Consider the following 13,132-nt stretch of genomic DNA (forward strand, 5'->3'; position numbering starts at 1 on the left):
CATAGGTGTCAGATAAGGACTTTGAATGTGTATTTGGTGTTGCAGTTACGGTTTGGTCATTGGTGAGAAGATACACGGCATTCATCCTGGCGGCAAAAAGCGGTTAAGGGTTGTGGCGGTTTGGTGACCGCCACAACCAAGGAGACTCAGCCAGTGGTCAGCGATCGTTGGTTAATGATGTCATCAAATTGCGGCAACGAAGCTCTTCAGGTTTCGATGAGTACGCAATGCGGATATCCCATCATTAACATGAGCGGCCCACGCCTTCACCAAATGTTTTTGATCCATATTCGGATACCGTAACTGTAGAAGCAGTTCGGTCACGAGTGCAGTTTCTCCCAGCCAAGTCACTTTATCCAGCACAAGCGACCCATCTAGTTTTCGCTCATCTTCTTCATAGTGAAAATTTGTCTCTATCGAGCGAAAGAACGCTAGCCTGGCTGCTATGTTGGGAGTAACGCCCGTGTATCCTTTCAGGCGCTTAAGCTGTTCCTCTGTTTCGCTGGTTAGCTGCATTCTATTGGGTAGCATTGTAGAAAACCTCGCCGTTATCTCGAGACCAAAAATAACCTGGATTCAACTGAGCAGATTTCGTCGCACCATCAAAGCTAATCTGGTAGCTATGTGACGTATATTTAGATAGCTGGTCGATATAATACCGCTCATTTATTTCTGTATCAGTGGACAGTAAAACAACTTGATGGCTCGCTGATGGGAAATAATTTTCGATAAGATTCTCTCTATGGCGAGAGTCCAACCGTCCAAGTGGCGTATCGATGATCACTGGAAGCTGCCGACCAGACGTTTTAGCTAGAGCATCCAGAATTGCAATCGCATAAATTTGCTGCTCACCGGCAGAGAGTGACCGTCGATTGATAACTGATCCGCCATCATCAATTAACTCCACGTCAAAAGTAGAAGCATTGATGCGCGCAGTTATTCTTAGGTCATCTTTTCGAGCTAGACGTCGATATGCTTCTGCGAACATTTTTTCCAGTTTTTGAACCCTAGCCCTTGTCAGCTCCACTCCATACTCATCTAGCAATGCCAGAGTGCGATTGGCATTCTCTGTGGCTCCGTTTGAACTATGCTCTGTTCTTCCTTTGTCATGAAGCTTTTGTAGTTTCTTGGCGCAGTCCAACTGATCCAGCAACGCCTTCCGAGCTTTTTCAAGCAACGCTTTGTACCCAGTCAATACTGCTTGGTATTTTTTATCGAGATCCCGGATATGTTGAATGGCGTCCATTAGCTGTTCGTCATCGGGGGCGCGCTCGATATTACTTGACGCTTGTTCAAGTTCGCGTTCAGATTGTTCCAAATCTGAACGGGCTTTATCAAAGCGTGCGTAAGAAATGACCGCCTCGCTATTTATAGCTTTCTCAAGAATGCCCAGCTCTCGTTCGGAAATGTCCAGTATTATCTGGTCATTGGAGGAGGTGCCGACATATTTTTTAAATTCTTTATCAATCGTGGCCATTAATGATGACTTTGACGGTAATGCGCTTAGTTCGGAATTCTTATTGAGAGTGTTGATAAACGCGTTGAATTCGGAGGTGAAAATTGAGCGTTTTTTTAGATCTGATTCAGTTTCCAGTTGCTTCAGCAGTACGCGGAGTGCATTGGGGGCTAATGCAAACGGTAGGGCTCCCTCCAGCTCGTGGCGGATAGACTTTTCGGAGCTAGCCCTTGCCTTGATTAGTTCGTCTACACGCGTCTGCTCGGTGGCTTTGCTGGAGGCAAATGCCCCGCCTTGAGTGGCAAGCAGCGCTTCTTGCTTCCTGATGTCATTCAAGATGATTTCTAGCGAAATTTTCTCCAAATCTGCTGCGTACCGAAAGTTTTCGGCGCTCAGACCATGTCTTAACCCATCCTGTTCGAGTTCCATCAGTTTGTTTTGATGTTCAATGCTTGACGCGGCCGCGGCTTGGCGTTTTAGAAATATCGCCAAGTCGTTACGGAGTTTTGAAATCAGATCTAAACCGAGCAACCGGCGGACTGCAGTTTGTAGAACTCGACCAGACTCGTCCTCAGCAAGAGAAGCGATTTTCTCGCCATCGAAAAAGAATAAATCTGCTATTCCATGGGGTATTAATTCGTTGAGAAAGCCTTGGCACTGGTCATAATTTAGCTCATTTAAAATAGCCCCGTCTTGAAAAAGGGTGAGCCGATCCTTCTCACCTCGATTCCAGGTCCGGTCCACTTTGAAAATTGATTGCTCGCCGTTCTTATTATAGGTGAAAGTCAATGTGACGGCGGCGTAACCCGGTTGCTCGGGTGCTTTGCTTCCGTTATGAACGAACGATTCAAGCTTTTCAATATAATCCTGATTTTGGTGTAAACCCTCAAATGCATTTCGGCCATACAGTGCTAAACGTATGGCGGTCAGAATAGAGGTTTTCCCTGCCCCGTTCAGACCTCCAATCAATATGATCGGCTTGGAGCCATGCGCGCTGTCTTTAGGCTCTAAATCAATCTCATGCACACCTTGAAATACTCTGAAATTTTCAAGGGTTAAATTTTTTATCATCATCTTAGGCTGTCCAGTCCGCAGGGTTTTGCATTCCCGCGGTCACAATCTGATCTTGGATATTTTTAATTTCTTTTTCGATGTTCGCTATATCCAATTGATGAATATCCTTTTGGTGTCGCTTTTGAAGCAGCACTTGGTTCTCTTCAATCTGTTCTAGGGAGCCCCAGTCCTTTCGGAGAATACTGTCGATTTTTTCGAAAATCCCATGGCGGCGGCTCAACCCTTCCATGGATACTTCGAGTTCGATCAGTTTCATAACCATCTCTGGACTGGTGTTATGCTTCTCTGAAATGTTGCTCAACAGTTCCGCGTCACAGGTGTCGAACCGAGACTGGTCGTCGATTACCCAGTCAAGATTATTGCTATAGACGCTTTTATAGATAGACGGCAGCTCATCTGTCCAATCTGGTTCATTTGGGTCTCTTAACCATTCTTGCCGGATTGCATGTAGCTCTGGTTCTGTAATCAGAGTTATTTCATGTCCGTCATCATTTAGTTGCTTTTCAAGTTTTAAGAGTTCTTTGAGCCAAATTTTTCGGTATTTCAGCCAATATGGACCAGGAATATGCTTGCGCTCGGCAGCAACATCTTCACCTTCTTTGGCATACTGATATGTTACTTTTCCATTCCGCCGTTTGTAATTGCGGTATACGTCTTTTTGTTGAGGATCCGTTGTATTGGCGAGAGTATCGCGAAAATTCAACAGCGGTAACATCCAGTCTTCACCATTCTGGATTAGATTTTCCATGGCACGATCTTTCGTGACCACAGTACATGTCCAGCAACCAAATCGGGAGTTGCCGCATGATGGGGTGCTCTCGTCAATCACCAGCGGACATTCGCCTTGTCCTGATGAGTGCATATACAAAGTCCACAAAGGACGATTGCTGCCACCCCAAGGAGTTTCCCATTCGTCGATGTCATTCGTGGAGTAGCGAAATGCACCACGGAGCAACTTCCAGACATCGTCCGTGCTCCAGTGGTCGATGGGAGTATAGATAAATGCGTTTGCTAGGGTTGTGTGTCTCGCGAGCCGAGAGCCATCGATCTTGTGCTTGGCGATCACCTGAGCCCTTGACGCACTTTCGTCGCTTCGCGCTCCTAGAAGAACTATGACCTCATCATATTGGCTAATTTTTTCGCGAATAAATTCACTTACGGGGTCAATCTTCATCCGTTCTGTGCACCACCGGAAGCTACGGCTGGGGGCAGGGTAGCCTTTACCCAGAAGATTCACCCAAAAAGTATCATCTGTTTGCGGAGTCACAGTGTGCTGCGTGATCGGCAGCTCATCCCGTTTTGCAGACTTTTCGATCAGAAGCATGCTGCTTTTGATCAGGTCTACAACAACTGGTGTTTCAACCAATGTGTCGGAGGTAATGATGAAAATATGTTTTAATCGGAGTTCAGGCGGGAGACCGAGTAATGCTAGGTAAACCAATGTTACAACAGCGGACGAGTCTTTACCTCCGCTGTAGCCAATGATCCACGGCCGTGAGTCCATGCAATACATTCGTTGAATTTCACTGATCGTTTCAGAAAGTGATTTTCCAGCGAATTGTTCATGATTTATGAACTCTTCATAGTCCGTCAAGTCATAGGCTAAAGCGAGCTTAGTCATTATTTAAAACCTGTTTTTCAAGCAATATTTCTTCCGCCGAAAGCGGAAGTGATAGAGCATTTTTTAGTGCGTTGCATGTGAGACGAATCGCCGAAGTCGATTTGCTTAATTTTCCATGTGTCATAGTACGCCGCAACCATTCGGGGTTCGTCTTACGCCAATCCACACTTCTAATACCTGCCAAATCAGCTTCCCACGTATGCGGGTTACATTTGATGAGACTGCGCCCAAGTAATCCTAAGGCATGCAAGCCAACAGCGTGAGCATGAACGTACTCTTGACGAAGGTGGGCGGCAGAAACGTTTTTGCTCATTGCCATTTGCCAGTCTGGCATGTAAATGCAAAGGGTTTTCCAGAACTTTGTTGCAAGCATTGCCTCGTCTTCGCTATAACCATCTTTCGAGCCTTTAGCCAAAAGTGAGCGAGTGGCCTGCTTAATACTACTCAATGTGAATAGCTTACTTGACAGTGCTGATACGCTGGATCTTTCCATTTCGGTCAGGCCGACAAAAGGTTCAGTTGTTTTCGCAAGGAATCGAGCGAGTTCAGATGAAGGGTCTCTGTGGTCGTAAAGTGTTGCTAATGAAGGACTGGGTTTGATTGCATGCTTATTTAAGTCAGCGAACATTTGCTGACTACGCTGTAGTCCTTCGTCAACAAAAAATAGTACTGGGATGTTGTCTTGTCCTAGTTCCGGCCTTTCAAGCAAAGCTTCTTCTATCGCTTTTCGTCGGTGTTGACCGTCGTTTATTAGAATCTGAGCATCCATCGGCACGCGAAGGGTTCCCAGGTTTTGAGACTGCGGATATTCCTCAAACGCAATTTCCACTGCAATAGAAGCGGTTAGCGCTGAGAAAACGTAGTCATCGGGATTGTCTAGGAGATATCTGACCATCTCAGGTATCCGGGTTTTATTCAGAGTGCGCTGCGCTCGTAGCTCAGGCGGGACCTCTGTCTCATCAAAGCTGAAGATTTTGGGAATTATCCGCATTGGGCAGGTCGCGATGTAGAAGGGGCGACCAGCCTGTATTCCCCTCACGGCGGGAAAGGAATAGCAGTAGTTGGCATCAAATGGCTTCATCGTTTCTCGCGAGCTGCGGGCTCGGCTGCGTCATAGAAGACGTAGCTTACTTTTCCTGCGTCATTTTTTCACGTAATTTTTTGTCTTATGACGTAGCCCCATTGATAATCAGAGCATTTCAGATTCCTGCGGCGTTCTGACGCTTGCCACGCACGGAAGCCTGCCACCCGTGCTGTTTCTAGGTCTGCCCAGCGCGCAGTGTCACGGTTTTTCCCTGCATCACTATGGTTTGTGAGCGAAGTGGTTGAGCCAACCTATAGGTGAGTTTTTTCCAAGGTGATTTACCACGCAAGCTGCTCTGACCGACGACGAGAGCGGCCGTTCTTTGAAAGCGCCTTGCAAGCGAGCGTTATCAGGTGCTGTCGGGGGATACGCTGGACATACTAGTGGCGAAATAGTGGCTTCAGGTTCAAGGGGGGTAGCAGCGTCATCCTGCGCCCCACAGAACATAAATATCGACGCAATACAATGTGCGTCTACTTGAGTCCCATATATGACGATCACTGAAGCGATAAGGCAAGTTATGGAATTTCATAACTCTCCAATGACCGCCGAAGAAGCCTATCGCGCTATCATTGATGCTAAGCTTTACGAATTCCATGCTGACAATCCAGGGCATGTCGTCCGAAGTCAAATTCGTCGTCATTGCATAGGGCTTGACTTCCCCAGCGCTGCGCCGACTAAGTACTTTAGGCTTGTGGGCGAGAATCGCTACGAGCCTGTAAACAAAATTATCCGACAACCACGCCAGCATCGCGTCACAACCCCAACTAAGACGCCGGTGTTGGTACGAGAGCCTCACGCTTCGAGCCTTCTTGAGCTACAGAGCTTACACGCAAAATATGTTTCCGAGCTCAAGCGAAAGATATTAGCCGATCTTAGGCGGATGTCACCAACTGGGTTTGAGCTTTTTGCTAAGCGACTGTTGGATGTATATGGATTTCATGATACTAAAGTGACCAAGGTCTCAGGTGACGGTGGAATTGACGGGTATGGTAAGCTTAAAGTAGGCCTTGCGAATCTTAATGTTGCATTCCAGTGCAAGCGCTGGGCCAAGGGGAACATTCAAAGGCCCGAAATCGATAAGTTTCGTGGTGCGGCGCAGGGTGATTTCGAGCAAGGTCTTTTTTTTACCACCGCATCATTTTCTGAAGGGGCTGTTGGTGCGTCCATTAAAAGGGGAGCGGTGCCCATCGTTCTAGTCGATGGACGTTCCATTGTCGATCTTATGATTGAAAAAGGATTCGGTGTCCAAGTAGAAACGCTATCAATTCCCTCCTATGCGCTTGATCTTGCACTGGGAACTGAAAGCCACGGTTAACTTGTTTGGTCGTAGACTGTGGCAAATTAACGGTTAAATAGAAAGTTGAGCAGATCCTAATGCTGCTTAGCAACTAGCCGGCTCATGCGCGGCCTTCTTTCAATTCCTCTTTCTTGCTCTTATATACTTTTAAATGATCCATTGCTTTTAAGTGATGAGGTTGATCGTTAAGACGTGGTATTTTGTGGTGTCTGGGTAGCCCCGAATATTTTAATAGCCCTCGGCTTCTACATAATAGCGGATGTTAACATCGAGCGACTATTGATCCCAAGATTGAAGAGAGAAAGAGCGCTATTGGGCATCTTACTTTGCTTGATCTAGAGATAAATTCAAGCGCAGATAAGAAACCTTGTAATGATGAGCGGGATATTTAAAAAAACCTCAATTACGTTGAATGTAAAACTGCCGCCAAGCGAGTTTGGAGCTTTAAAAGCTCTACGAAATATGAAAAGGATCTTTTCGCTATGGCGAGGGTGATATTTGTCGCTTAAGTTCAATTTTGGAAGTGTTTGTGATGGTCTGGGTTTGCGATATATGTTAGCCCGGAAATTTATGATTCTTCATTGAGAGAAAAGGATTGTCGGCAGGCATAGATCCAGGTTCGAATAATAGAGATGGCTTTTCTAGCAAATAACCTTTGAGTGTTGCTTTTTTCCGAGGACCTTGGACCTGGCAGATGCAGATATTAAAACCATTTTCACGTTTCCTGTGGACCTTCAGTTTTTCAAACTGCTTCTGTACCCAGCGCCACTCTTCAATCTCTTGACCTACACCTTTGGCGATGCCTGGAAACTCCCGAACGTATCGCTGGAAGAGGCCAGGCGTTACCAGAAACACAGTACCGCTAACAGTGTGGATTTTAGCCTTGCTGTCGTTGATGAGCAGCTCGTGGCTTTGGATGCCTTTTCTGACCCAGTCCAGAAAAATCTGACCAGGGTTATTCGAAGGATGAATTGAGATTTCGAGAACATTTTCCGACGGCGTATCACGCACCTCGGATTCTCCCATTTCGAACATATTCAACAACGTGTCGAGATAGTCAGCGTCTTCTATCGCCGTTGGATCTGGCAGAGAAGAGCTTTGACGCGATCCTGTACTGACAGTTTCGGGCGCTGGTATTGGTACCTGGGTGTCAGTTGAGTGGTCATGGGCCGCAATGCTCACCGTTCCACTGAAAGCCTCGGGCCGGTCTTCGTTCCCCCAAATCAGTGCGGGTTGAAGGCGCAGAAAGGTGAAACTCTGCTGCCAGGTTCCCTGTGTCACATGTGCGGTCCAGATGGCTTTGCCTTCCGGCGTGGACTCGACCAATCCATGTGACTGTAGCTCGTCGAACACCGCGAGATTGGATGAAGGAATACCCTCAATCGATTGCGACAGCAGATAGGCCCGTAGCTTGTCCGTGACCGTCTTGCTGACGAGCCAAAGGGCGTCCTGGGTCAGCCACCCTGCGGCACCGGGCTGGTTGAGTTTTAGCACGTGCTGAACCAGGTGACGCAGTCCGCTGATCAAGTGATGTTGCAGCGAATGAATCGGCGCTTGCAGCGCCTTGCTCGGGTTACCACCAATATTCTGTGCGGTGGAAACACGGTCGGCCTGCATCACCAACTCACCGAGCACGCCGGCACGTTCGTACTGGCCCGCCAGGAAATACAGCAGGTTGGCCCAGAGCGATGGAAATCCACTGAGCCAATCGAGGATTGGGCGCTCGAGAATCTGGGTGTAGAGCAAACCTGCAGCGGCGCCGTGCAAGTGATAGTCGCGACCCTTGATGTAACGAAAACGGTAGGGCTGATCCAGCGGCCCCTGCCAGGGGTGCCAAACACGGCCGTCTTGGCGTTCGACCTGCAGGTCCACGGCGATCTTGCCGATGTCATGCAGCAGGGCGCCATAGGCGATGCCAGCCGACCAGGCATCGGTCTGGGCGGCTTGGTCTTCGGGCGCGGCGCCGGTGGGAAGCAGATAGGATTGGCGCAGTTTCAAACTGCAGGCGACCAGTTCCAGTCCATGGTCGAGCATGCCTCCGAGATAAGCGTGATGGTGTGTCTCGCTGGCCGGGAGTTGCTGGACCTGTTCGGCGTAGCGATGGATCGGATTCAAATAGAGCTGGATGAACTGCGCGTGGGAGAGGGCGGTGTACTGCCAGATGCGATCGAGCAACTGGCGGCGGTGCTCCGCTGCTAACAAACTGTGGGCCGATTCGATGGGCAGGTAACCTTCGGCGACGTTGACGGTCGGTGGCGGAAGGGGCTTCAGCCTTTTGCGGCGAAACAGGCTGAGCATCGTGACCTCCGTAAAGTGGCTGGATCAGTGGCCTTTTAGCCTTTTCGGATAGAGCTCTTACCCTTGAGCACCCATTCCCTCCCAACCCTTATCCGTCCTTTTGGCTCGTATCCCTTTGCATGGCAATCGCAATATGGATACGGCTAGGCATCGTTTTGTTGGGGCTAGTACAGCAAAGAAAAGAGTCGGTACACTGCGGTGCCTATTTTTTGGGTCTTGCCATGAATCTCACTGACGCCACGCTCGTGCTGCTGCTCGCGGCACGTATCCATGGGACTGACGAAGCCGTCCGTGCCTCGGCGAAGAGCGTGGTCAAGAAGTTGCCGCGCAGTAAGCGTGATCTGATCTACAAGGTAATCGACAGTCGGAGTCCCCTCGAGCTGGTGGATTTTCTGGCGCAGAACCTGGATGCGGAATGACAGGCTGCGGGTGTGTGCCCATCTCTGATTCTTTGCATCAGAGCCCCGCGGCATGGGGATTTTTCTGAGCGCAGAAAAAAGGGCCCAACTCGTGTCGGACCCTGTGAAGCGTTTGCAGCGGTGAGGTAACGATCAAGCTCCATCGTTCATGCATAATGAGTCATCCAAGACCGCTTGCTTCAGTTGCTGCTCCAGGTTGAGTACATACTCTGAGGCGCTTCGGGCCTGGCCGCTGGCACGAAAGATCGCGCGTTTGTCAGCCTTGAGCAGGCCGAGCCAGGAATCGATATAGCCCTCGTGCCTCAGCTCTCCCTGAATGCCGGCGTAAGCACATAAAAACGCAGCACCCATCTCGGCGATCAACTCCTCAAAGGCATAGCCTGGCGAGCCGAACGGATAGGCTGACGTCACCCCGTCGCGCTGCAACCGAGCGTGATGCCCGGTCCAGTGCGTCAGCTCGTGCAGTGCGGTGGCGTAGTACCCGCCTTCATCGTGAAATTGTGCTTTTGTCGGCAGTTGGATGAGATCCCTGATCGGGTGGTAAAAGGCTTCGTCGGCAGGCCGATGAACGATGCGGGCACCTGAACTTAACAGCAGATTTTCCGCAACGCTGTTGGCCTGGAAGGGATCGGTCGGTTCCGTTTCGAGCAGGGTTTTATTGAGCGCTTCGAGCCCCTCCGTTTGCTCGATGTTGAACAGAAAATGCGTCCTGAGTATGCCGAAGTGAGCGACCTTGGGCTGACCGTTTTCATCGAGTACGGGGTGGCCTGACTCGGTCTGTTCCTTGCGCTCCATCGGCTTGTAGAGCACAGCCAGAGTGCTGTGCTCACCCTTACTGATGTGCCCACCGGCCTTTTTAGCTTGGTTGAAGGTCAGCCAACGATCTTGAGTGAACCCCTGCAACCTGGCCTCGGCCCAGAGCAGCGGTAAATTGATGCCCGAATACGGACGTCGCGTGATGGCGTTGATGGGGTAAGGTTGATGACCGATGTCAACTGAGCCACTTGAGGACCAGGGTTTGATCCAGGGAACAACGCCTTGGTCTAACGCAGTAACGATCTTGTCTGTCACGTCTTGGTAGATATCGCGCATGGCAATTTCCTCGAGAGAAAAACGGAGGAACGCCTTGCCCGTCGGGGGAGGGTTCCCCGGTTGGGTGATGGGTTGGATTGATGCAGGTCTTGCATGCCGTCCGAATGTGGAGGTGGGCGCCACCCATTGCGCTTAGCGCTGGTGTTCTCCTGCAAGCGCTATCAGTAAGGCGCCAGGCTGACCCGGTTCTTGGAGTAGGCTGAGACTCAATTGCAGCAACGGGTCGTGGTCGAAGTGATCGGTTGGTTCAATGTGGACTACCTCGAACAGCACATAGGGCTTTTGTGGATAGGCCAGGTGGGCTTCGAAGGCTGCGCGCAATACGTTGCTCAACCGATCGACCTGCCGCTTCTCAGAGTGATCGGAGTGCTCGAGCAGTACTGCGCGTTGCCACGCGCCATGTGTGAACACGATGGGCAACCGAAGGGTGTTCAGTGTTTCCGGTGTAAGTGAGTCGGGCATGGTATGTCTCCGTTGAAAACGCGAAGAAACCTGTCCCGTGCGGGGAAAGATTTCCCCGCAATGGGTTGAAGAAAAACAAGAAGGTTTGCCTGGCGAGCAGCGCTCGAAAGGCGCTCAGGAGAGCAGTAGGCGTTCATCACCGTTGAAACGGTCACCGTGCGAGCTACCGAACGCTAATCGCACTTGGGGAGAACCGGTTCGCGAATATCAGCCCGGAGTTGACCCCGTAGGTCATGATCTCGTTGAGCCGTTGGCTCAATCGCTTCACCGTTTCGAGACTGCCTTTGGCCTCAATTGGACGGAGGATCTTGATAACCATCGGAGCAGTGATTTGCGAAAGCGGCGTCGTTTTCATGCTCGGGAAAATATGAAGAGTTAGCGAACGCCAAATGTCTTCGGCGTAGGCGTTGGTTACGGAGTCTTTCTTCAGCTCGAACCAGGCTGTGGCCACTTTCTCGAAGGTGTGCTCAGTTTCAGCGAGTTTGGCTTGCCGTACCTCATCGCGTTGGGTTTTGGGATCAATACCCAGGGCAAGCAACTCACGTGCCTCTGCAGCTTTCTTTCGAGCGTTGGCTAACGAGAGGTCCGGGTATGGACCGAGCGCCATATTGATACGGCTTCTGGTTAACGGCTCGCGGTAATTAAAATTCCACATCATCGAGCCGCTGGCGCGTACTCGAAGCTGCAAGCCATCTCCGTCACTGAGGACGAAGTCTTTACCAGTTGCCTTAACTGCCTTGAGCTGGCGATCAGAGAGGCGGGTTGCGTTAGTAGGCATGGGGGCTACCTCCAGCACCGTTTTGGTATCCTGAAAATAGCACCTGGTAGCTCGGGATACCACCTGGGATACCAAAGCGCCTGGAACTCAGAAAACTTCCAAAGCCCCCAATAGCCTTAAAACTCCCCTATTTACTGGGTTTCAGGCACAAAAAAAGACGTCCGTGGACGTCTTTAGATGATGAAGTGGTGGAGCCGGGGGGATTTGAACCCCCGTCCGCCAGTACTCCGCTGTCGGTACTACATGCGTAGCCGTGTCTATTAAGTTAACCCTCAGCGACCCGACGGGCAGGGTGCTTTGGGCGAGTTGTGTAAGTTTTAGCCGCTTCGTCCACAACGTACTGCACGGCGATTCTGTTCTATATGACAATCATTTTGGGTTTACAGACATCCCCTGATGATTGCTGGACCCGAAGGTACCAGGAGCATTGTCAGCTGCAATTAAGCAGCGAGAGCAACACCGTATTGGTCGTCATTGGCAACTATAAGTAGTTGCAACAGTGGATTTACGACTTCTGTTACCAAGTCGGCATGCACCTAAAGTTTCGCAACCGGCGTCGAATCCTAAACGGCCCCGAACTCATTGCTCTGTACATCTGGGTGAGCAACAAGCCTGCGCAGTGTACGCCAATCGGCGGACAAGGCCAACCCGAAGGTTGGCCTGATGGTGTGTCAGTTACGGGTTGGATTGCGAATCTGCATTTTCGTGATCAAGGCCGAGGTGACCTCTACGCATTCCTTGTCATTCCCGGCTGCCTGAGCCGCCAAGGCCTTGTCCTGATCAGCCTTGATGTTGTTCATCGAGGTTTCAGGAAGGGACGGCTGACTGGTCACGAAGTCTTTGATGCTTTGAAGGTTCCCGGCACAAAGGTCTTTATCCGCCGCAAACACCGGCGACGTCAGCAGGGCACCAGCGATGAACAATCCAGCAATTGCAGAATGCTTCATGGGTATCTCCTTGAACGGTTGGGCTCGGTGCTGCCGGGTGATCTGGCGGCGATGCCGAGGTCGTAACAGGCCGTGTTTGTAGTGGGCCTGTTCAATCGACCGCGACGGAGCACAGGAATTCGGTTTTTTACGTCTGGTATGAAACGGCCAGCTCAAAGAATCGTAAGTCACTGAGCCAACACAAGGCTGGTTGATTAAAGAATCACTTCTTGGCGGCACCCGAAGCGTTCTGAATGTCCAGAATGGTTCGCTGCGTCTCTGCCAGGCAATCATCAATCTTGCCTTGGTTCTTGAGATCCTGAGCCTTTTGCACACTGGCCGAGACGCGTGCGTTCAGATCCGGCGACGACTGATATTGCGTCTTTGCATTGTTGATGGTCTGCAAATTGGCCTCGCACAGGCTGGTTGGCTTATCAGCGGCAAACGAAGTAGATGCCATCATCGAGGCAGTAACGAAGAGACCGAGCAGTACAGAACGTTTCATGTGAATCTCCTTTCGCTGAGGGATCCAGACTTCGCTGACCATAAGCGCCGGTCACCGAAAGAAGGAACGGCCCCGAGGGTTCGGGGCCTGCTCTGTGGACTGCGGTCTCGCGCAAGG

At 50.4% G+C, this 13,132-nt stretch carries 11 protein-coding genes, 1 other RNA gene and 1 pseudogene; 2 read left to right on the forward strand and 11 right to left on the reverse strand.

The annotated features are described in order from the left end of the window. Positions 1–183: 183 nt before the first annotated feature. Genes dndE through dndB form a run of 4 tightly spaced genes read right to left on the reverse strand, consistent with a single transcriptional unit; the run spans position 184 to position 5,232 of the window. Positions 184–531, reverse strand: a complete 348-nt coding sequence (dndE, locus tag BK670_RS30290; RefSeq protein ID WP_123451513.1) for a DNA sulfur modification protein DndE — start codon at positions 529–531, stop codon at positions 184–186. Further along, a complete protein-coding gene (dndD, locus tag BK670_RS17405; protein ID WP_123451516.1) occupies positions 518–2,530 on the reverse strand; it encodes a DNA sulfur modification protein DndD in 2,013 nt (670 codons plus the stop codon). Before dndD ends, dndE begins: the two co-directional genes overlap by 14 nt. Before the next feature lies 1 nt (position 2,531). Further along, positions 2,532–4,151, reverse strand: a complete 1,620-nt coding sequence (gene dndC / locus BK670_RS17410) for a DNA phosphorothioation system sulfurtransferase DndC (protein WP_123451518.1) — start codon at positions 4,149–4,151, stop codon at positions 2,532–2,534. Further along, positions 4,144–5,232, reverse strand: coding sequence for a DNA sulfur modification protein DndB (gene dndB / locus BK670_RS17415; RefSeq protein WP_123451520.1), 1,089 nt, complete (start codon positions 5,230–5,232; stop codon positions 4,144–4,146). The genes dndC and dndB overlap by 8 nt, the downstream gene beginning before the upstream one ends. 493 nt (positions 5,233–5,725) lie before the next feature. Here dndB and BK670_RS17420 point away from each other — a divergent pair, with 493 nt between their 5' ends. Continuing rightward, positions 5,726–6,553 carry a restriction endonuclease gene (locus BK670_RS17420; RefSeq protein ID WP_123451522.1) on the forward strand — a complete coding sequence of 276 codons (828 nt, stop codon included), beginning with the start codon at positions 5,726–5,728 and terminating at the stop codon, positions 6,551–6,553. A 537-nt stretch (positions 6,554–7,090) separates the two neighbouring features. Here BK670_RS17420 and mobH read toward each other — a convergent pair. Next, complete coding sequence (mobH, locus tag BK670_RS17425) at positions 7,091–8,833, reverse strand: MobH family relaxase (RefSeq protein ID WP_123451524.1); 1,743 nt, start codon at positions 8,831–8,833, stop codon at positions 7,091–7,093. Positions 8,834–9,054: 221 nt separating this feature from the next. Between mobH and BK670_RS17430 the strand changes: the two genes are divergently transcribed. Continuing rightward, complete coding sequence (locus BK670_RS17430) at positions 9,055–9,252, forward strand: DUF7740 domain-containing protein (protein WP_007901093.1); 198 nt, start codon at positions 9,055–9,057, stop codon at positions 9,250–9,252. Between the two features lie 132 nt (positions 9,253–9,384). Here the strand turns inward: BK670_RS17430 and BK670_RS17435 are convergent, their stop codons facing one another. The 6 genes and pseudogenes from BK670_RS17435 to BK670_RS17460 form a co-directional block, all read right to left on the reverse strand. Next, on the reverse strand, positions 9,385–10,344 hold the full coding sequence (locus tag BK670_RS17435; RefSeq protein ID WP_123451526.1) for an ArdC family protein: 960 nt from the start codon (positions 10,342–10,344) through the stop codon (positions 9,385–9,387). A 132-nt stretch (positions 10,345–10,476) separates the two neighbouring features. Further along, positions 10,477–10,806 (reverse strand): hypothetical protein, encoded by a 330-nt coding sequence (locus BK670_RS17440; protein WP_123451529.1) that lies wholly within the window; start codon positions 10,804–10,806, stop codon positions 10,477–10,479. 187 nt (positions 10,807–10,993) lie between these two features. Then, positions 10,994–11,584 (reverse strand): annotated as a pseudogene (locus BK670_RS17445) (integrase arm-type DNA-binding domain-containing protein); the annotation flags it as partial. Positions 11,585–11,770: 186 nt separating this feature from the next. After that, positions 11,771–12,159, reverse strand: a transfer-messenger RNA (tmRNA) gene (ssrA, locus tag BK670_RS17450). Positions 12,160–12,255: 96 nt separating this feature from the next. Then, complete coding sequence (locus BK670_RS17455) at positions 12,256–12,531, reverse strand: hypothetical protein (protein ID WP_123451530.1); 276 nt, start codon at positions 12,529–12,531, stop codon at positions 12,256–12,258. 202 nt (positions 12,532–12,733) lie between these two features. Then, complete coding sequence (locus BK670_RS17460; RefSeq protein WP_123451532.1) at positions 12,734–13,015, reverse strand: hypothetical protein; 282 nt, start codon at positions 13,013–13,015, stop codon at positions 12,734–12,736. Between the last annotated feature and the right edge of the window lie 117 nt (positions 13,016–13,132).

It is taken from the genome of Pseudomonas fluorescens, from assembly GCF_003732425.1.
Classification (GTDB): Bacteria; Pseudomonadota; Gammaproteobacteria; order Pseudomonadales; family Pseudomonadaceae; genus Aquipseudomonas; species Aquipseudomonas fluorescens_BE.

Excerpts from the sequence above, each read along its gene's own strand:
- dndE (WP_123451513.1), bottom strand. The coding sequence starts at position 531 with ATGCTACCCAATAGAATGCAGCTAACCAGCGAAACAGAGGAACAGCTT.
- dndD (WP_123451516.1), bottom strand. The coding sequence starts at position 2,530 with ATGATGATAAAAAATTTAACCCTTGAAAATTTCAGAGTATTTCAAGGT.
- dndC (WP_123451518.1), bottom strand. The coding sequence starts at position 4,151 with ATGACTAAGCTCGCTTTAGCCTATGACTTGACGGACTATGAAGAGTTC.
- dndB (WP_123451520.1), bottom strand. The coding sequence starts at position 5,232 with ATGAAGCCATTTGATGCCAACTACTGCTATTCCTTTCCCGCCGTGAGG.
- BK670_RS17420 (WP_123451522.1), top strand. The coding sequence starts at position 5,726 with ATGACGATCACTGAAGCGATAAGGCAAGTTATGGAATTTCATAACTCT.
- mobH (WP_123451524.1), bottom strand. The coding sequence starts at position 8,833 with ATGCTCAGCCTGTTTCGCCGCAAAAGGCTGAAGCCCCTTCCGCCACCG.
- BK670_RS17430 (WP_007901093.1), top strand. The coding sequence starts at position 9,055 with ATGAATCTCACTGACGCCACGCTCGTGCTGCTGCTCGCGGCACGTATC.
- BK670_RS17435 (WP_123451526.1), bottom strand. The coding sequence starts at position 10,344 with ATGCGCGATATCTACCAAGACGTGACAGACAAGATCGTTACTGCGTTA.
- BK670_RS17440 (WP_123451529.1), bottom strand. The coding sequence starts at position 10,806 with ATGCCCGACTCACTTACACCGGAAACACTGAACACCCTTCGGTTGCCC.
- BK670_RS17455 (WP_123451530.1), bottom strand. The coding sequence starts at position 12,531 with ATGAAGCATTCTGCAATTGCTGGATTGTTCATCGCTGGTGCCCTGCTG.
- BK670_RS17460 (WP_123451532.1), bottom strand. The coding sequence starts at position 13,015 with ATGAAACGTTCTGTACTGCTCGGTCTCTTCGTTACTGCCTCGATGATG.